The following is an 18,176-nucleotide window of genomic DNA, read 5'->3' on the forward strand; positions in this document are numbered from 1 at the left end:
AATGGCACGACTCAAAGAGAAATATAATAAGGAAGTAATACCAGCGCTCCAGGAGAAATTCCAGTTCAAGAGCATCATGCAGGTTCCACGCATCACCAAGATCTGCATTAACCGCGGTATTGGTGCTGCCGTAGCCGATAAGAAGCTGGTGGACAATGGTGTGGATGAGCTGTCGACCATCACTGGTCAGAAAGCTGTTCCAACCATCGCCAAGCGTTCGGTTTCGAACTTTAAGCTGCGTGAAGGGATGCCAATTGGCGCCCGTGTAACGTTGCGCGGTGAGCGGATGTATGAGTTTATGGATCGTCTTTTGACGGTTGCTCTACCCCGCGTACGTGACTTCAAAGGCATCAACGATAAGGGCTTTGACGGCCGTGGTAACTATACCTTGGGCGTTAAGGAGCAAATTATCTTCCCTGAGATTTCGATCGATAAGATCAAGTCGATTTCGGGTATGGATATTACTTTCGTAACGAGCGCCGAAAACGACGAGCAGAGCTATGAGCTTCTCAAAGCTTTCGGTATGCCTTTCGCTAACGCCAAGAAACAAAACGACTAATGGCTAAGGAATCAGCAAAAGCAAGAGCGCGCAAGCGCATCGCTCTGGTTGCCCGTTACGCCGAGAAGCGCAAGGCGCTGAAGGCTGCTGGTGACTACGAAGGTTTGGACAAGTTGCCCCGTGACTCTTCGCCTGTGCGTCTGCACAACCGCGACTTAATCGACGGCCGTCCTCGTGGTTATATGCGTAAGTTTGGCATCAGCCGTGTACGCTTCCGCGAAATGGCGTTGGCAGGTAAGATCCCCGGCGTAACAAAGTCCAGCTGGTAATTTGTTACCTATTGCTTCTTAGCTTTTGCTAGAAGCAATGATACTTGGCAGGTTGCCGAGAGAAACCATTGGCCGTTCCCGCAAAGACGAGCCAAGAAGTCTTAAACGAAAATTTCACTGTCGTCTTTCGGCGGCAGTGAAATTTTCATATCTTTGCGGCTCCCTAAAAAAGGGCGCCTCTTTTTTTACCCTGAAATGAACACAGATCCAATTGCCGATTACCTGACCCGGGTGCGCAATGCCATCAAGGCAAACCACCGGGTAGTAGAGATTCCGGCCAGCAACATCAAGAAGGAAATTACGAAGGTGCTCTACAAAAAGGGCTACATTCAGAGCTACCGTTTTGATGATGCTGCAGTACAAGGCACGATCAAAATCGCGCTGAAGTATAACCCTGCTACCAAGCAGCCTGCCATTACGAAGCTGGAGCGCATAAGCTCACCTGGTTTGCGTACTTACGCAGCCGTTGACAACATGCCCCGCGTATTGAGCGGTCTGGGTATTGCTATCCTCTCTACTTCGAAAGGGGTAATGACGGAAAAAGAAGCTAAAGCCGAGAACGTGGGCGGCGAAGTGCTGTGCTACGTTTACTAATCGACAAGAACTAGATATGTCACGCATTGGTAAACTGCCCATCAGCCTGCCCTCCGGTGTTCAGGTTGAAGTGAGCAAAGAAAACGAAGTAACTGTAAAGGGACCTAAGGGTACTTTGTCGGTTCCGGTTGACCGCGACATTACGGTTACGCAAGCCGACGGTCAGTTAGTAGTTGAGCGTCCTACTGAGCAGAAGCGCCACAAGGCGATGCACGGTCTGTACCGTTCACTGCTAAACAACTCCATCCAAGGAGTTAGCACTGGCTACGAGCACAAACTGGAGTTGGTAGGTGTAGGTTACAAAGCGGCAATGGCTGGTACTACGCTCGAACTTTCTTTAGGTTACTCGCACAATATCTTCTTGGCGTTGCCAAAAGAGGTAACTGCTACCGCTGTAACCGAAAAAGGTAAAAACCCTATCGTTACTTTGACTAGCATCGATAAACAACTGCTCGGTCAGGTGGCCGCTAAGATCCGTTCGTTGCGCAAAGTTGAGCCTTACAAAGGCAAAGGTGTGCGCTTCGTTGGTGAGCAGATTCGTCGTAAGGCTGGTAAAACAGCTTCGAAATAATAACAGACCATGGCTTTCGATAAAGCAACTAGAAGAAAACGGATCCAGCGCATCATCCGCACAAAGGTGGCTGGCACGTCCGAGCGTCCACGTCTGTCGGTGTTTCGCAGCAATACGGGCATTTATGCTCAGATTATTGACGATACAACCGGTCACACGTTGGCGTCTGCTTCCTCGAAGCACGTTTCGGTGGAAGGGGGCAACGGAGTCGCCCTCGCCGCCGCAGTCGGCAGAGAAATTGCCGCCCGTGCTACAGGAAAAGGAATTTCGAAAGTGGTATTTGACCGTTCCGGTTATCTCTACCACGGCCGCGTAAAATCATTGGCAGAAGGAGCCCGCGAAGGCGGCCTCAATTTCTAAATCATCATGGCAGAATTTAACAACGGCCCTCGTGGTGGCAACGCCGACAACCGTGGCGGTGGCAATGACCGTCGTGGTGGTGGCAATGACCGTCGCGGTAACGACCGTAACGCCGAACAATCGCGCACCGGCGACTCGGACTTAAAAGAGAAAGTAGTTGCTATCAACCGCGTTGCTAAAGTAGTGAAAGGCGGTCGTCGCTTCAGCTTCTCGGCTATCGTAGTAGTAGGTGACGGCAACGGTACCGTTGGCTACGGCCTCGGTAAGGCAAACGAAGTAACCGACGCTATTGCTAAGGGCATTGATGACGCGAAGAAAAACCTTGTTCGTGTTCCTCTCTACAAGCACACTGTGCCTCACGTAATGGAAGGCAAGTACTCTGGTGGCTTTGTGTTGGTACAGCCGGCTGCTGCTGGTACTGGTGTAATTGCTGGTGGTGCTATGCGTGCTGTGTTCGAAAGCGCTGGTATCAAGGATGTACTAGCAAAGTCGAAAGGCTCTTCGAACCCCCACAACGTGGTGAAGGCTACTTTCGATGCATTGCTGAAAATGCGTGACCCGATGCAAATCGCTCAGGCTCGCGGCATCACTCTCGCCCAAGTTTTTAACGGTTAATAAGCAATGGCGCAGATTCAAATTAAACTCGTCAAAAGCGTTATTGACCGCCCTGAGCGTCAGAAGCGCACGATTAAGGCCTTGGGCCTTGGTAAAATCGGCAGCACCAAAGAGGTAGAAAACACTCCTCAGGTAGCTGGTATGGTAGCTGCAGTGCAGCACCTGTTGGAAGTAACCGCACTTTAGGATATCCCGACCATGAATCTCAGCAATCTCCAACCCGCCGAAGGCTCAACGCGCAATAACAAGCGCCTTGGCCGTGGTACGGGTTCCGGCCGTGGCGGCACTTCGACGCGCGGTCACAAAGGCCAAAAGTCCCGTTCGGGCTATTCTAAAAAGTCAGGCTTCGAAGGTGGCCAGATGCCGTTGCAGCGCCGTGTACCTAAGTTCGGTTTCAAGAACATCAACCGAATCGAGTACAAGGCAGTTAACCTAGACGTATTGGCTGGTTTAACTGAAAACGGTGCTGTTACCACACTTGATAGCGCATTCTTCGTATCAGCTGGTTTGGCCTCGAAAAGCGCAAAGATCAAAGTACTAGGCCGTGGTGAAATCACTAAGGCCCTAGAAGTTCACGCTCATGCTTTCTCAAAATCTGCTGTTGAAGCTATTGAGAAAGCAGGGGGTAAAGCTGTGACGCTGTAAAGCAAGACTGGCAATGAACAAGTTCATCACTACGATCAAGAACATTTTTGCGATTGAAGATCTGCGTATGCGGATCTTCAATACGCTTTTCTTCATTGCCATATACCGGTTAGGTTCTTTCGTGGTGCTACCGGGCGTTGATGCAACTCGTCTAAAGACAGGTGGCGCATCAGGGGTGTTTGGTATTTTGGATACGCTACTTGGTGGCGCATTCAGTAATGCTTCCATCTTTGCCTTGGGCATTATGCCTTACATCTCGGCTTCTATTGTGCTACAGTTGCTCACGATAGCAGTGCCCTATTTCCAAAAGCTTCAGAAAGAAGGGGAGTCGGGCCGAAAGAAAATCAATCAGTATACACGTATTCTCACCATCCCGATTGTGATGGCGCAGTCGGTTGGCTTTATTGCCACCATCAATGCTGATGCCATTACCAACCCTGGTACGTTCTTCACCATCACCACGATGCTGATTATTACGGCTGGCACGTTGTTTTGCATGTGGTTAGGTGAGAAAATCACGGATAAAGGCATTGGTAATGGTATTTCCATGATCATCATGATCGGGATTGTATCACGACTACCAGGTGCAATTATCGGTGAGGCAGCTGCCAAAGGGATGCGCGGTTCATTGATCTTTTTGATTGAACTAGTTGTCCTGTTTTTGGTGGTAATGGCAGTCATCGTGCTAACACAGGCTGTGCGCCGGATTCCGGTACAGTATGCCAAGCAAGTAGGTAGCACTGCTCAGTTAAACGCACAGCGTCAATTCATCCCGATGAAGGTGAATGCAGCTGGGGTAATGCCTATTATCTTCGCGCAGTCGTTGATGTTCGTGCCTGCTATACTTGCTTCTGTTTGGCAAAACGATAGTGAAACTGCTAGCTACATCGGCGTGAAATTCTCTGATTACACGTCGTGGCAGTACAATTTAGTTTTTGCTACTCTCATCATTGTCTTCACTTACTTCTATACAGCTATCAGCGTCAATCCTAATCAGATTGCTGATGACTTGAAGCGTAGTGGCGGCTTCGTGCCTGGCGTAAAGCCTGGCCGTGACACCTCCGAGTATATTGATGAGGTTCTTACTCACATTACGTTGCCTGGCGCTGTTGCATTGGCTCTGATAGCAATTTTTCCTTCTCTTGCTCTGTTAGCTGGTATTACACGTCCATTCTCTGCCTTTTATGGTGGTACCTCACTTATCATCATGGTAGGTGTAGTGCTGGACACGCTCAACCAAGTAGAAAGCTACTTGCTGATGCGTCACTACGATGGCATGATGAAAACGGGCAAGTTGCGTGGCCGTTCACAGAACATAGCAATGGCATCATAGTCAGTCATGATTGTTTACAAGACTGAGGAAGAAATAGAACTCATTAGAGCTAGTGCTAAAGTGCTAGCTCAAGCCCACGGAGAAGTTGCGGGCATGATTCGGGAAGGAGTAACTACGCGAGAGCTAGATAAGCGCGCCGAGGAATTCATCCGAGACCATGGCGGACAACCATCTTTCAAAGGTTATAATGATTTTCCTTACAGTCTCTGTATTTCTCCTAACTCAGTTGTAGTACACGGTTTCCCTGGAGACCATACTTTGAAGAGTGGAGATATTATCTCAGTGGACGCCGGAGTATTGCTGAACGGTTACCATTCCGATAGTGCATATACTTACCCAGTAGGTGAGGTAAATCTAGAGGTCCTTCAATTATTGGAGGAAACCAAAAAGTCACTGTACCTCGGTATTGAGAAAGCAGTAGCTGGTAACAGGATGGGCGATGTTGGCTATGCTATTCAGAACCACGTTGAAAAACAAGGTTATGGAGTAGTTAGGGAACTAGTCGGTCATGGAATTGGTAAGAAGTTGCACGAGCGGCCAGAAGTGCCAAACTACGGTAAACGTGGTTCGGGGCTGAAACTGCAAACCGGGCTGGTTCTCGCTATTGAGCCAATGGTGAATCTAGGTAAAAAGGATGTAGTGCAAGAAAAGGATGGCTGGACTATCCGAACCAAGGACTATAAACCTTCAGCACACTTCGAGCACACCGTAGTAGTACGAAAAGATAAAGCGGAGATTCTTACCTCCTTTGAATACATAGAAAAAGCCTTACAGTAGCCTTATGGCCAAACAAACTTCCATTGAGCAAGACGGAGTCATCCTGGAAGCCCTTTCTAATGCCATGTTCCGGGTGGAACTAGAGAATGGTCACCAACTGATTGCCCACATTTCGGGTAAGATGCGGATGCACTACATCAAAATTTTGCCGGGAGATAAGGTAAAGCTGGAAATGTCACCCTACGATCTGTCGAAGGGACGAATTGTGTACCGTTACAAATAACCGACGACATGAAAGTCAAAACGTCCATCAAAAAGCGTAGTGTCGATTGCAAAATCGTTCGCCGTAATGGCAAGCTCTACGTCATCAACAAAAAGAACCCGCGCTACAAGCAGCGTCAAGGGTAGTAGCACCAGACTTTTTAATAAAGCACATGGCTCGTATTGCAGGGGTAGATATCCCAGATAACAAGCGCGGTGAAATCGCGCTGACTTACATTTTCGGCATCGGCCGTCCTTCTGCTCAGCAGATCCTCACTAAAGCAGGCGTTGACCTGAACAAGAAAGTGAAAGATTGGACTGAAGCTGAAGCTGGCGAAATCCGTGGCGTAATTGCTGCTGAATTCAAGACCGAAGGTGTGCTGCGCTCAGAGGTGCAGTTGAACATCAAGCGTCTGATGGACATCGGTTGCTACCGTGGTCTACGTCACCGCAAAGGTCTGCCAGTTCGTGGTCAGCGTACCAAGAACAACTCGCGTACCCGCAAGGGCAAGCGTAAGACTGTTGCTGGCAAGAAGAAGGCTACTAAATAAACCGTAGCGGGAATCGACTTTTGTTTTGACTTAGTCATAGCATTAGTCAACACCTTCCGCACATTTTCGCGATAACCAAATGGCACAAAAAAGAAAAGACAAAGCCAAGAAGCGCGTTGTCGTTGTTGAGCCAGTAGGCCAGGTACACATCAAAGCCTCGTTCAACAACATCATCATTTCCATTACCAACAACAACGGCCAAGTTATTTCTTGGGCTTCTGCTGGTAAGATGGGCTTCCGTGGCTCGAAGAAAAATACGCCTTACGCTGCTCAGATGGCTGCTACCGACTGCGGTAAAGTAGCTCACGACTTGGGCATGCGCAAAGCCGAAGTGTTTGTGAAAGGTCCGGGTGCTGGCCGTGAGTCAGCTATCCGTACGCTGGGTAACGTGGGTATTGAGGTAACGACCATCAAGGACGTGACGCCGCTGCCCCACAATGGCTGCCGTCCTCCCAAACGTCGTCGCGTATAATTATCTGAACTGGCAAACCTTGTGTTTGTCTCTGGTGTCGGGTTTCTGGTGCGCCTTTTCTATCTGGTAAGGCACGTCTGAGAAGCCCGACACGCGCAGTTCAACCCCCTCAAAACTTTACAACCCCAAAATGGCACGTTATACCGGTCCAAAAACCAAGATTGCCCGTCGCTTTGGTGAGCCGATCTTTGGCCCAAGCAAGGCACTCACCAAGAAAGCCTATCCTCCTGGCCAGCATGGCCGTGGTCGTCGTAAAAAACAAAGCGAGTACGCTGTCCAGTTGATGGAGAAGCAGAAAGTTAAATATATGTACGGTGTGCTCGAAAAGCAGTTCGAGAACCTATTCCATAAAGCAGCCACTATGCCCGGTATCACCGGTGACAACCTGCTGGCTTTGCTGGAATCACGCCTCGACAACACTGTGTACCGTTTGGGCATTGCTACAACGCGTCGTGCCGCTCGTCAGTTGGTGTTGCACAAGCACGTTACTGTGAACGGTGAAATCGTAAACATTGCTTCTTACAAACTACGCGCTGGTGACATCGTAGCAGTACGTGAAAAGTCGAAGTCACTGGAGGCCATTACTACTAGCCTGAGTGCTCGTAATGCTCGTGCTTTCTCGTGGTTGGAATGGGACGGCAAGGAAATGGCTGGTAAGTTCATCAGCGCTCCTTCGCGTGAGTTGATTCCGGAGAAAATCACGGAGCAGCTTATCGTCGAGTTGTACTCGAAGTAATCTGGGAATGGGTCTGCCTATGCAGACCACTCTCTTACTTCGACTTTCTTTAAATGGATTCAAGTATTGGGTAGTGGGTACTGAGACACTTCATTAGGTCTCAATATTCAATACCCATTACTCAATACTAAAACCGCCCCAACTTATGTCAATCTTAGCTTTTCAAATGCCGGAGAAGGTAGTGATGGAGAAATCCGACGACTTCTACGGAACGTTTGAATTTAAACCGCTGGAGAAAGGCTACGGCGTCACGATCGGCAACGCATTGCGCCGTATCCTGCTGTCGTCGCTGGAGGGCTACGCCATCACGTCGGTTCGCACCAGCAGCGTTCTGCACGAGTTCATGACCATTGAGGGTGTAATTGAGGACATGTCCGAAATCATCCTCAACCTGAAGCAAGTGCGCTTCAAGAAGGTTAGTGATGCAATCGAGGACAAAATCACGGTTCGCATCAAAGGCCAGGAAACGTTTACTGCTGGGGATATCAACAAATTCACCAACGGTTTCGAAGTCCTAAACACGGACCTCATCATCTGCCACGTTGATCCTTCAGTAGAGCTAGAGTTTGAATTTTCGATTCAGAAAGGCCGTGGCTACGTGCCTGCTGAAGAGAACAAGCCAGCCGACCAAGTATTCGGTCAGATTGCTATTGATGCCATCTTCACGCCAATCAAAAACGTGAAGTATAGCATTGAAAACACGCGGGTAGAACAGAAAACTGACTACGAGAAGCTCCTCATCGAGATTCACACAGACGGTTCAATCCACCCAGAGGAAGCGCTGAAAGGTGCTGCTAATATTCTGATTCAACACTTTATGCTGTTCTCGGACAGCACCATGACCTTTGAAACGGCTAAGGCCGAAGAAGAGGAAACTGTAGATGAAGAAACGCTGCACATGCGCAAAGTTCTGAAGACGCCATTGGCGGATATGGACTTGAGCGTGCGCGCTTACAACTGCCTCAAAGCTGCCGACATCAAAACGCTCGGCGACTTGGTGCAGTTGGATATGTCGGACATGATGAAGTTCCGCAACTTCGGTAAGAAGTCGTTGACCGAGCTGGAAAACCTCGTTGAGGAGAAAGGCTTGAACTTCGGTATGGACTTGAGCAAGTATAAGCTCGACGAAGAATAGAAATTTTCAAGGTGCTCTTTCTGCCGCAGTTTATGCTGCTAGAAAGAGCACCTTTTTTTGCCCATTCACTTTTTTCATTAGTGAGCCCAAGGGACAACGGTTCTAATGAGAAGGCAACTTAATCTAAGTAAGCCTTCCGCCGTGGTCGTTGTTCGCAAGCCCACACATTTCCTCTTTTATGCGTCACGGTAAAACCATCAACCACCTCGGCCGCACGGCCTCGCACCGCAATGCCATGCTGGCGAACATGGCTTCGTCTTTGATCATGCACAAGCGCGTGACGACGACTGTAGCTAAAGCTAAAGCTCTGCGTCAGTTTGTAGAGCCCCTCCTCACCAAGTCGAAGAACGATACTACACACTCGCGTCGTACGGTTTTCTCGGTATTGGAGAACAAAGAGACTTTGAAAGAACTGTTCGGTGACGTAGCAGCTAAAATTGCTAACCGTCCCGGCGGCTATACCCGCATTATCAAGTTGAGCCAGACTCGTCTTGGTGACAACGCTGAGATGTGCATCATCGAATTGGTTGACTACAACGAAACGTTGTTGGAAGCTAAGACGGCTGGTGAAGCTAAGACTACGAACACCCGTCGTTCGCGCGGCAAGAAGAAAGCAAGCACTACTACGGCTGGTGAAGGCGAATCTTCGGCAGAAGTTGTAGTTGACGCTCCAGTAGCGGCTGCACCAACCACAGAGGTGTCGGCTCCGGAAGATACCCCAACGGACACGCTGAAAGAAGGTGAAACACGCGACGAGAAGAAAGACGAAGAGTCTGCTTTGTAGTCTGAGCGTATAGTAGAAAGATGAAAAGGGACGTGCCAATCGGTACGTCCCTTTTTTATTTGCTTGAAGATAGCCTTACAGGATTAGGGCGAAAGGTGGCGAAACAGATAGGCTGTTTTATGAAATTCTTACCTTGCCGCCACAAACACTGTGTCTTTGTCGAGCCTTGTGAAGGGCTCGTTGCGTGAACACTCACTTTTCCAACCTCACTTCTTCCATCATGAGCATTATCACTGCCATTCATGCCCGTCAGATTTTTGATTCACGCGGCAATCCAACCGTTGAAGTGGACGTAACCACTGACAGCGGTACTGTGGGCCGGGCGGCTGTGCCTTCGGGAGCCAGCACTGGCAAACACGAAGCTGTGGAGCTACGCGACGACGATAAGAGCATGTACATGGGCAAAGGCGTGCTAAAAGCCGTTGAGAACGTGAATAGCCAGATTGCTGAAGAGCTAATCGGCTTCTCGGTGTACGAACAGGGCCTGCTCGATAAGATTATGCTGGAGCTGGACGGCACGCCGAATAAAGCTAAGCTAGGCGCTAACGCCATTCTGGGCGCTTCGCTGGCAATTGCTCGCGCAGCAGCTCAAGAGGCCGGTATGCCGCTGTACCGCTACGTAGGTGGGGTAGGGGCTACTACGCTGCCCGTGCCCATGATGAACATCCTGAACGGGGGCTCGCACGCCGACAACTCCATCGACTTCCAGGAGTTCATGATTATGCCAGTAGGCGCTTCTTCGTTCTCGGAAGCACTGCGTTGGGGTACGGAGATTTTCCACCACCTCAAAAACGTGCTCAAAAAGCAAGGTTTTAGCACTAACGTGGGCGACGAAGGCGGATTTGCCCCAAACATCAAATCCAACGAAGACGCCATCAAGATTGTACTCCAAGCCATTGAAGTGGCTGGCTACAAGCCTGGCGAAGATGTGATGATTGCTATGGATGCGGCCGTGTCGGAGTTTTATGAGGATGGGCACTACCACTTCAAGAAAAGCACTGGTGACAAGCTCACATCTTCGGAAATGGTGTCGTACTGGACCGACTGGACCAAGAAGTACCCGATCATCAGCATTGAAGATGGTATGGATGAGGACGACTGGACCGGCTGGAAGGCACTAACGGACAGCATCGGCTCGACCACGCAATTGGTAGGCGACGACCTGTTCGTGACGAATGTGACCCGCTTGCAGCGCGGTATTGACGAGAAGATTGCCAATGCCATCCTCATCAAGGTAAACCAGATTGGTACGCTCACCGAAACCATTGACGCCGTGAACCTGGGCCGCCGCAATGGCTACAAGAGCATCATGAGCCACCGTTCGGGCGAAACGGAGGATAACACCATTGCCGACTTAGCAGTGGCGCTGAATACCGGCCAGATTAAGACGGGGTCGGCTTCGCGCTCCGACCGGATGGCCAAGTACAATCAGCTGCTCCGCATTGAGGAGGAACTGGGTGAAGTGGCATATTTCCCCGGCCGCAAGATGTAAGCTGCTTCGTAAGGAGAAATACTAAAGCGACCCTGCTGCCAATTGGCGGCAGGGTCGTTTTTTGTTGATAGAAGAATGGTCCAAAAGAAAAGCTGTTATCTTTTCAGGCAGTAACGAATGCCTTTATCTTTGCCCTATGGCTATTCCCAACGTCCTCACACGTACCCCTGGCTTCCTGCGGAGCTTCTACTTCTATGCGGGACTGAGCTTTCTGGTGTGGATGCTGGTGTTTGATGCCAACGATTTTGTGAAACAGTATGATATGTACGCCAAGCTTCAGGAGCTTCAGGCCGAGCGCACGTACTATCTCGACAATATCGAAATGGTGAAGAAGGAGCGGGCTGAGTTGCTGAGTAGTCCGGAACTGCTGGAAAAGTTTGCGCGGGAAAAATACATCATGAAACGACCCAGCGAGGATGTATTTATTCTGGTTCCGAACCAGGAGGCTAATTAATGCTAGGCGCCGTAGCCAGATGCCAGTGGCAATAATGCATTTTGCATGAACCATGCGGAATTCAGCCAGGTTGCATAGCAATGGGCGCGCCACGGAAAGGCACCAGTCCCCTGTAAAGCCTATGAAACGACTACCCTGGCTGCCTGGTATTGCTGCCGCCATTGGTGCCGGCCGCTGCCGCACTGTATTACTGCTGCTATTACTAACGTTATTGAGCGTGCCATTAGGTGCTACCACGCCGGTCATGCTACCTCCTACGCAGATACAGATGGCGCGGCGGTTTTTGCTGGCGGTGCTGCACGGCGAGTTTCAAGCAGCGCAGGGGCTGCTGGCGCCCGAAGTGGGTCAGGCCCTCACGCCCGCGCAGTTTCGGGTGGCGGCGCTGCCTCTGTATCAGCGCGGTCAGCACTTCGGGCCAGCCATTGACTTATACAAGCTGGGTTTCAGGCTTCGAGATGGGCAGGCGCCGCAATCTTTCGTGGCTTTTATGTTCAAGGCCGATACGCTGGCCACGCGCCCGGAGGTGCAACTGGACGTAACGTTCCGCGACTCCACGGCCCGTCAGATTCTGAGCTTCGGACTGATACCATTGGGAATGCAGGTTCACTAGGGTAAGTAACGCCCGATTTAGCTGTCTTGTCCGTTCTAGGAGCTATTATCTGAGAATCATCCCGGCAGGGAAATCTTACCCATCGTAACGGCCGGAACCCGCTGTCGGCCCGCACCAATAACTATTGGTTGCCCGGCTACGGCTTCATTGGCTAGTACGGCAAACAGAATGGCCTCTTTGGCATCGGGTAGGATGCCGAGCTGCTTGGTAGTGGAGAAACGACAGTGAGAGAGGTGGCGTTGCAATGCGGCTTGTAGGCTGGGGTTGTGCGCCCCGCCACCACTAGCATAAACGGCTAGGCTTGCCTGACTCCCGAAAGCCTGTATTACTGCCTGGGCAATGCTGGTGGCACTTAGTTCGGTAAGCGTGGCCAACAAATCCTCTAACCCGAGGTGTGTGGTATTACTCTGCTCTTGAGCGTGGCGTAAGTATTCTGTACCAAACAGCTCGGGGCCGGTGGTTTTAGGTAGGAGCGCCGCAAAGAATGGATGAGCGAGCAGCGTTTTTAGTAGCCCCTCATGGACCTGACCCGCTGCCGCCAGACGCCCATCCTCATCATAGGCCATACTAGGGCGGTGGGCGCGTACAGTGGCGTCGAGTAGGGTGTTGCCGGGGCCGGTGTCGGTGCTGAAGGCGGTGCTATCGTCTTGGCCGCGGCGGGGCAGGTAGGTGAAGTTGGCAATGCCGCCTAGGTTCAGAAGTAGCCGTTCTTCTTCGAAGCTGCTGAGCAATAAGTAGTCGCCATAGGCCGCTAGGGGGGCACCCTCACCGCCGGCGGCAATGTGTTTCTGGCGAAAGTCGCTCAGCGTGATGATGCCGGTGCGTACGGCTACATGGTCGCCATCGCCAAGTTGGAGAGTGGCATTGATAGCGAAATCGGGACGCTGGTGCTGGTGGAGCGGGGCATGGTAGACGGTTTGGCCGTGGCTAGCTATGAGGTCTACCTCGGCGGCGGGCACCTGCCACTCCTGCAAGCATGCTAGCACCATATCGGCATGCAGCAGCCCTAGCCACGGATTCAGTAGCGTGAGGTATTCGAGACTCACACGTCCATCGGAGCCGCCCGCAAATACCTGCCGAATCCGTTGGCGCACATCATTACTGTACGGTACCGTAGCAAAGTTCTCTAGCATCAGCTTGGTTTCTAGCCCGTAGCCTTCCAGCTTACATAGCGCCACATCCAGCCCATCAAGTGAAGTGCCCGACATCAACCCGATAATACGCCGGCTGGGCTGCTGAGCAATTCGAAGCAGGCGAGCTAGCTGACTATTCATGTGTTTTGTGCCGTTTACTGCCGCCAGTGGAAGCAGGTATGTAGAGGAAACAAATTATGTACTCTTTATTGCTACACAGTGTCCTTAGGCTGCTCCCAAGGCACAATACTGTTTGCATAGATAGCAAAACGCCCAGCTAATTGCTTGGCCGGGCGCTTTCGAGAAGAGGAAGTACTCTAAAATGGACTGTTGATTGGCTGGTTTACTCGATCTTCTTACCAGCCATAGCCTGCTTTATGGAAATGTTCATCACTCGTTCAGCGTAGGGGCTGGTAAGGGCTTCCAACTCGTCTACTGCTTTCAAAATGGTGTCTTTGTCTTTGGCTTCGAGGGCTTCACGCAGGTTCTGAGTTGCAGCGGCCGTCAGCGTGATTTCTTCTTCGGTGAGGTGCTGGTGGTTTTTTTCCACGAACCGCTCCACTTGATACAGCATCTGCTCGGCCACGGTGCGGGCCTCAATCACCATGCGGGCGGCCACATCCTCACGAGCAAACGTGAGCGAGTCCATCAACATCTTCTCCACCTGGTCGTCGGTGAGGCCGTATTGCGGCTTGATTTCCACGGCCTGGCTGGTACCCGAGCGCAGTTCAATGGCTTCCACTTTCAGAATACCATCGGCGTTCAGAATGAAATTCACATCCACCTTGGGCAAACCAGCGGGCATAGCCGGAATACCGCGCAGGTCGAACTCGGCCAGCTTGCGGTTTTCGCTCACCAAGTCCCGTTCCCCTTGGTACACCGATATTTTCAGGTTCACTTGCCCGTCCACGCTGGTGGTGTATTGGCGGCCGGCTTTGGTCGGGATTTTCGAGTTGCGGGCAATGATGGGGTCCATGAGGCCGCCCAGCGTTTCGATACCCAGCGTGAGCGGCGTCACGTCGAGCAGCAGCACGTCGCGGCGGTTACCGCCCAGGATGTCCGCCTGAATAGCGGCGCCTAGTGCTACCACTTCGTCGGGATTGAGCGAACTGTTGGCGGGCTGTTTGAAAAACGCGGATACGGAATCATACACCAGCGGTACCCGCGTCGAGCCGCCCACGAGCAGCACGGCATCTAGGTCGGTGGGCGTGAGCTTGGCATCGGTGAGGGCTTGGCGGCAGCTTACAATGGTGCGTTCTACCAGTGGGCCCACCAAGCTGTTGAACTTCGCTTTGCTGAGCGGCAGTTGCGTGCCGTGGAAGTCGAATTCCAAGGAATCTTGCTGGCTGAGCTGCTTCTTGGCTTCTTCGGCCAACAAGCGTAGCTCTTGTTGCCTCGATGGGTTCTGAAACAGAACTGCGGAAAGCTGGTATTCAGCGGCCCAATAGTCGTAAATGGCGCGGTCCAGGTCGTCGCCGCCCAGGTAGGTGTCGCCGTTGGTGCTGAGTACCTCGAAAATGCCTTGCTGAATGCGCAGGATACTAACGTCGAAGGTGCCGCCGCCCAGGTCGTACACGGCCACGGTTTTCTCCTCGTCGGGGCTCAGCCCGATGCCGTAGGCCAGCGCGGCTGCTGTGGGCTCATTCACGATGCGCAGCACTTCTAAGCCAGCCAAGCGGCCAGCGTCGCGGGTGGCTTGGCGCTGGGAGTCGTTGAAGTAAGCCGGTACCGTGATAACCGCTTTGTTGACGGGCGTTTTGAGGGCGTGCTCGGCGCGGCTCCGCAGTTCCTTCAAGATTTCGGCCGACAGCTCGATAGGGGAGTAGAACTTCTCGCCGACCCGGATTTTTACCAGGCCCTCCGAGTTGTCGTCGATTACCCGGTAGCCAAGCTCGGTTGCGTGGTTGCCGAGGTCTTTGTAGCTTTTACCCAATAGGCGCTTCACCGAGTAAATCGTGTTTTGCGGATCAGTGAGCAAGTACTGTTTGGCGTCGGTGCCCACAATGGGCGTGTCGCCGCCAGCGGGGAAGTGCACCACCGACGGCACGATGGTACCCCGGTCCAGGTCGTTGATGGCGTGCGGCTGCCGGGTTTCCGGATGGATGTAGGCTACCAACGAATTGGTCGTGCCTAAATCAATACCTACGATAATCTCTTCCTGCTGAATACTCCCGGTGGAGAGGTTGATTGCGACTTTAGCCATGCCTAGTAGAACGGAGCGCCGGAGCGTGCAAAATGGGCGCTACAGAGCCCGGCAGTAATAGAACTGGCAGGGTGTAACGCAAACGCAAAAATAACGAAGAATTGCCGGTAGAGGCTTCTTCGCTCATTTCTATGGTATCTATCCAATACGCTTCTAAAAAACTGTTCATAATTAAGGGAAAGTAAAGCGTAATAAGTCCGGATACGGTTGGGTTTGCGTAGCTTGATATAGAATTGAGGTTATATAATTTAAGTGCAAACAAAATACGTGATTCAGGGCCGCCTAAAATGATACGTGCACGGCCAATTTATTGCTGATTACCCGCCCCGATTTCCCCTGTTGCAGCTTCTCGACTTGCTTCCACTACTTGCCGATTTTCGGTAGGCTGGCTGTTTATTTTCCATTTTCTCCCACCATCTTCACCATGAAAAAAAGTCTTACACGTCCCATTATTCCGGTAGCAGTAGCCGCCGCTGCCGTTGCAGGGTTTTTGGCCTGGAGCAACCCCAGCACGCAGTTGGAAGCCAGTAGCCACCGGGAGGCTCCCCTCATTGCCGACGACCCATTAGCCGATAACACCGACCTCTACGCATTCCGCGACCCGGTTAACTCGGAGATGATCAACATCATTGCCAACTATATTCCGCTGGAGCTACCCCAGGGTGGCCCGAACTACAATACGTTTGGGGAGAACGTCCGTTACGAGATTCATATAAAGAACTCGACCACGGTAAACCCCACCGGCGACAACATCACCTACCGCTTCACATTCACGCGCACCAATCAGGACCCCACTACGTTTTTCAATATCCGGCTGGGGCAGCAGAACCTGAAGACCACTTACATCTGCGAAAAGAGCGTGAATGGTGGTGCTTTCAGCACTATTGTTACCAACGGCGTGGTGCCGCCGCCTAATATTGGGCCGCGTTCCATTGAAAGTGGCGCAGGGTTGAACACCACCTACAACGCCCTGATGACGGGTGCCATACAGACGGCTGGCGCGGCCAAAATCTTCTGTGGCCCTGTTGATGACCCCTTCTTCGTGGATTTGGGCGGCATCTTCGATTTGGGCGGCGTACGTACCGCTACTGCTCGCGACGGGGTTGCCCGTAAGAACACCCACGCCATTGCCCTGCAAATCCCGATTTCGGAGTTGCAGAAAGACGGCAAAACCGGCGTTATGGCCGCCAACATCCTCGACCCCGACTTCGTGATTGGAGTATGGGCGTCGGCTAGCCGGCCATCCATGCGCACGCTGAATGCTGATGGCACCCAGACCCACACGGGTAGCTGGGTGCAGGTGTCGCGCCTGGGTATGCCGCTCACCAACGAAGTGATTATCCCGGTTGGTGGCAAAGATGGCTGGAACGCCCGTGTGCCCGGCGCCGAGCGTGCCGCCGACGATGACTACTTCACCAACCCTGAGTTGGGCCTGTATATGGCTGATAACGCGCCGGTTGCCCCCGCTGCCCCCAAGCCCGCCGGCCAGACGTATTATGGCGAAGCCGTACCCGGTTTGGGTTCGTTGCGCATCCAGTCGAACTCGTTGCAGAGCTTCGACTTCCGCAATGGAGCTAACGGCGTCTCAGGCCTTACGGCCGCACAACGTGCTGGTACCGTGTTTGCTGATGCCACGTTTGGTCCGTATCTGCTGCGGGCCGGTAAGCCTCGTTCGGTTGACATTCTGCCGATTTTCCACACGGGGGTGCCCAACCTGCCGCCGTATCAATTGGCCAATGGTAAAAACGGTAATCCGCTAGCAGCTGGTAAGCCCTTTATCAACAACTTTCTGCCGGTTATCGGCGACATGTTGCGCCTGAATATGGCCGTGCCCACCACGCCCCGTAACTCACCTGCTTTTAGTTCGGAAGGTTTGTTGGCGGCTGCGGTTGCTGGTCTTACGGTAGCCCCTTACAACACCAACGCCAATCTGGAATTTATTCCGAATATGGATGGCTTCCCGAATGGTCGGCGGTTGGAAGATGACGTAACCCGCATCGAACTACAAGCTGTGGGTGGTGCTGTACTAGCAGCTATTGGCCTGTGGTACGACGACTATACCGCTGGTGGAGCTAATCCAGTTACGGCACAACTAGGAGGTGTACTCAGCTTCCGCACGGGAGTAGAAGCCAACGATACCACGTTCAAAGCAGCATTCCCATACCTACAAACGCCGTGGAGCGGCACCAAAGCCCAGCGCGTGGCTTTGTCGCAACGTGCTCCTTCGGGCGGATTGGGCTTACAGGGCGGAGCTATTGCCTCGTTGCAAGCCTTCCCAAATCCGATAGTTGACCAAACGACGTTCCGCTACGAAGTAGGCGTAAAAAGCACCCTCTCGTTGGTGGTTTCTGATATGATGGGCCGTAAAGTAAGCACGCTCATCAAGTCGAAAGAATACAAGCCGGGTACCTACGAGTACAAGTGGCAATTACCTGAATCGATGGCTGCTGGTACATATGTAGCCACATTCTACAGCGGCGCTACAGTGGTACAATCTGTGAAGCTGATCCATCAGCCTCGCTAGGTAGCACAGTAAGTAGTTAATAGGAGAGCCAGAGAAGTTGCCGGCGCGTTATGCGTCGGTAGCTTCTCTGGCTCTCCTGTTTTTATGACATTGGGTGCTGTTACGGGCATTTGCTGGCAGGAATAACGCAAAACAGATCAGAAAGACGAGAATAGAAG

Annotated in this window: 23 protein-coding genes; 21 read left to right on the plus strand and 2 right to left on the minus strand. The window is 52.0% G+C overall.

Annotation, left to right across the window (positions count from 1 at the left end; translation table 11 throughout):
• Position 1: 1 nt before the first annotated feature.
• The 20 genes from rplE to G536_RS0103285 all read left to right on the plus strand — a co-directional run bounded on the left by rplE (position 2) and on the right by G536_RS0103285 (position 12,158).
• Positions 2–559, plus strand: coding sequence for a 50S ribosomal protein L5 (rplE, locus tag G536_RS0103190; RefSeq protein ID WP_022822136.1), 558 nt, complete (start codon positions 2–4; stop codon positions 557–559).
• A complete protein-coding gene (gene rpsN / locus G536_RS0103195; protein WP_022822137.1) occupies positions 559–828 on the plus strand; it encodes a 30S ribosomal protein S14 in 270 nt (89 codons plus the stop codon). The genes rplE and rpsN overlap by 1 nt, the downstream gene beginning before the upstream one ends.
• A gap of 195 nt (positions 829–1,023) precedes the next feature.
• Positions 1,024–1,422, plus strand: coding sequence for a 30S ribosomal protein S8 (rpsH, locus tag G536_RS0103200; RefSeq protein ID WP_022822138.1), 399 nt, complete (start codon positions 1,024–1,026; stop codon positions 1,420–1,422).
• Between the two features lie 16 nt (positions 1,423–1,438).
• Positions 1,439–1,993, plus strand: a complete 555-nt coding sequence (gene rplF / locus G536_RS0103205) for a 50S ribosomal protein L6 (RefSeq protein WP_022822139.1) — start codon at positions 1,439–1,441, stop codon at positions 1,991–1,993.
• A gap of 9 nt (positions 1,994–2,002) precedes the next feature.
• On the plus strand, positions 2,003–2,353 hold the full coding sequence (gene rplR / locus G536_RS0103210; RefSeq protein WP_022822140.1) for a 50S ribosomal protein L18: 351 nt from the start codon (positions 2,003–2,005) through the stop codon (positions 2,351–2,353).
• 6 nt (positions 2,354–2,359) lie between these two features.
• Positions 2,360–2,968 (plus strand): 30S ribosomal protein S5, encoded by a 609-nt coding sequence (gene rpsE, locus G536_RS0103215; RefSeq protein ID WP_022822141.1) that lies wholly within the window; start codon positions 2,360–2,362, stop codon positions 2,966–2,968.
• A gap of 6 nt (positions 2,969–2,974) precedes the next feature.
• On the plus strand, positions 2,975–3,154 hold the full coding sequence (gene rpmD / locus G536_RS0103220; protein WP_022822142.1) for a 50S ribosomal protein L30: 180 nt from the start codon (positions 2,975–2,977) through the stop codon (positions 3,152–3,154).
• Positions 3,155–3,166: 12 nt separating this feature from the next.
• Positions 3,167–3,613, plus strand: coding sequence for a 50S ribosomal protein L15 (rplO, locus tag G536_RS0103225; RefSeq protein WP_022822143.1), 447 nt, complete (start codon positions 3,167–3,169; stop codon positions 3,611–3,613).
• A gap of 13 nt (positions 3,614–3,626) precedes the next feature.
• Positions 3,627–4,946: a preprotein translocase subunit SecY gene (secY, locus tag G536_RS0103230; RefSeq protein ID WP_022822144.1), complete on the plus strand. Its 1,320-nt coding sequence runs from the start codon at positions 3,627–3,629 to the stop codon at positions 4,944–4,946.
• 6 nt (positions 4,947–4,952) lie between these two features.
• Entirely contained in the window at positions 4,953–5,723 is a 771-nt protein-coding gene (map, locus tag G536_RS0103235) for a type I methionyl aminopeptidase (RefSeq protein ID WP_022822145.1), read from the plus strand.
• 4 nt (positions 5,724–5,727) lie between these two features.
• Positions 5,728–5,946, plus strand: a complete 219-nt coding sequence (gene infA / locus G536_RS0103240; protein WP_022822146.1) for a translation initiation factor IF-1 — start codon at positions 5,728–5,730, stop codon at positions 5,944–5,946.
• A gap of 8 nt (positions 5,947–5,954) precedes the next feature.
• Complete coding sequence (rpmJ, locus tag G536_RS0103245) at positions 5,955–6,071, plus strand: 50S ribosomal protein L36 (protein WP_022822147.1); 117 nt, start codon at positions 5,955–5,957, stop codon at positions 6,069–6,071.
• A 26-nt stretch (positions 6,072–6,097) separates the two neighbouring features.
• On the plus strand, positions 6,098–6,475 hold the full coding sequence (gene rpsM / locus G536_RS0103250; protein WP_022822148.1) for a 30S ribosomal protein S13: 378 nt from the start codon (positions 6,098–6,100) through the stop codon (positions 6,473–6,475).
• Positions 6,476–6,554: 79 nt separating this feature from the next.
• Positions 6,555–6,947 carry a 30S ribosomal protein S11 gene (rpsK, locus tag G536_RS0103255; RefSeq protein WP_022822149.1) on the plus strand — a complete coding sequence of 131 codons (393 nt, stop codon included), beginning with the start codon at positions 6,555–6,557 and terminating at the stop codon, positions 6,945–6,947.
• A 130-nt stretch (positions 6,948–7,077) separates the two neighbouring features.
• Entirely contained in the window at positions 7,078–7,683 is a 606-nt protein-coding gene (gene rpsD, locus G536_RS0103260; RefSeq protein ID WP_022822150.1) for a 30S ribosomal protein S4, read from the plus strand.
• Between the two features lie 145 nt (positions 7,684–7,828).
• A complete protein-coding gene (locus tag G536_RS0103265) occupies positions 7,829–8,818 on the plus strand; it encodes a DNA-directed RNA polymerase subunit alpha (RefSeq protein WP_026879784.1) in 990 nt (329 codons plus the stop codon).
• A gap of 178 nt (positions 8,819–8,996) precedes the next feature.
• Positions 8,997–9,602 carry a 50S ribosomal protein L17 gene (gene rplQ / locus G536_RS0103270; RefSeq protein ID WP_022822152.1) on the plus strand — a complete coding sequence of 202 codons (606 nt, stop codon included), beginning with the start codon at positions 8,997–8,999 and terminating at the stop codon, positions 9,600–9,602.
• 220 nt (positions 9,603–9,822) lie between these two features.
• Complete coding sequence (eno, locus tag G536_RS0103275) at positions 9,823–11,094, plus strand: phosphopyruvate hydratase (protein WP_022822153.1); 1,272 nt, start codon at positions 9,823–9,825, stop codon at positions 11,092–11,094.
• Positions 11,095–11,230: 136 nt separating this feature from the next.
• Positions 11,231–11,548 carry an FtsB family cell division protein gene (locus G536_RS0103280; RefSeq protein ID WP_022822154.1) on the plus strand — a complete coding sequence of 106 codons (318 nt, stop codon included), beginning with the start codon at positions 11,231–11,233 and terminating at the stop codon, positions 11,546–11,548.
• Positions 11,549–11,669: 121 nt separating this feature from the next.
• A complete protein-coding gene (locus G536_RS0103285; protein ID WP_022822155.1) occupies positions 11,670–12,158 on the plus strand; it encodes a hypothetical protein in 489 nt (162 codons plus the stop codon).
• A 56-nt stretch (positions 12,159–12,214) separates the two neighbouring features.
• Here G536_RS0103285 and G536_RS0103290 read toward each other — a convergent pair whose 3' ends face one another.
• Positions 12,215–13,432 carry an anhydro-N-acetylmuramic acid kinase gene (locus G536_RS0103290; RefSeq protein WP_022822156.1) on the minus strand — a complete coding sequence of 406 codons (1,218 nt, stop codon included), beginning with the start codon at positions 13,430–13,432 and terminating at the stop codon, positions 12,215–12,217.
• Positions 13,433–13,634: 202 nt separating this feature from the next.
• Positions 13,635–15,494 (minus strand): Fe-S protein assembly chaperone HscA, encoded by a 1,860-nt coding sequence (hscA, locus tag G536_RS0103295; RefSeq protein WP_022822157.1) that lies wholly within the window; start codon positions 15,492–15,494, stop codon positions 13,635–13,637.
• A 424-nt stretch (positions 15,495–15,918) separates the two neighbouring features.
• On the opposite strand from hscA, the gene G536_RS0103300 reads away from it, so the two are divergent.
• Positions 15,919–18,018, plus strand: a complete 2,100-nt coding sequence (locus G536_RS0103300) for a DUF4331 family protein (RefSeq protein ID WP_033369496.1) — start codon at positions 15,919–15,921, stop codon at positions 18,016–18,018.
• Positions 18,019–18,176 lie beyond the last annotated feature (158 nt).

This window comes from Hymenobacter norwichensis DSM 15439, assembly GCF_000420705.1.
GTDB lineage: Bacteria > Bacteroidota > Bacteroidia > Cytophagales > Hymenobacteraceae > Hymenobacter > Hymenobacter norwichensis.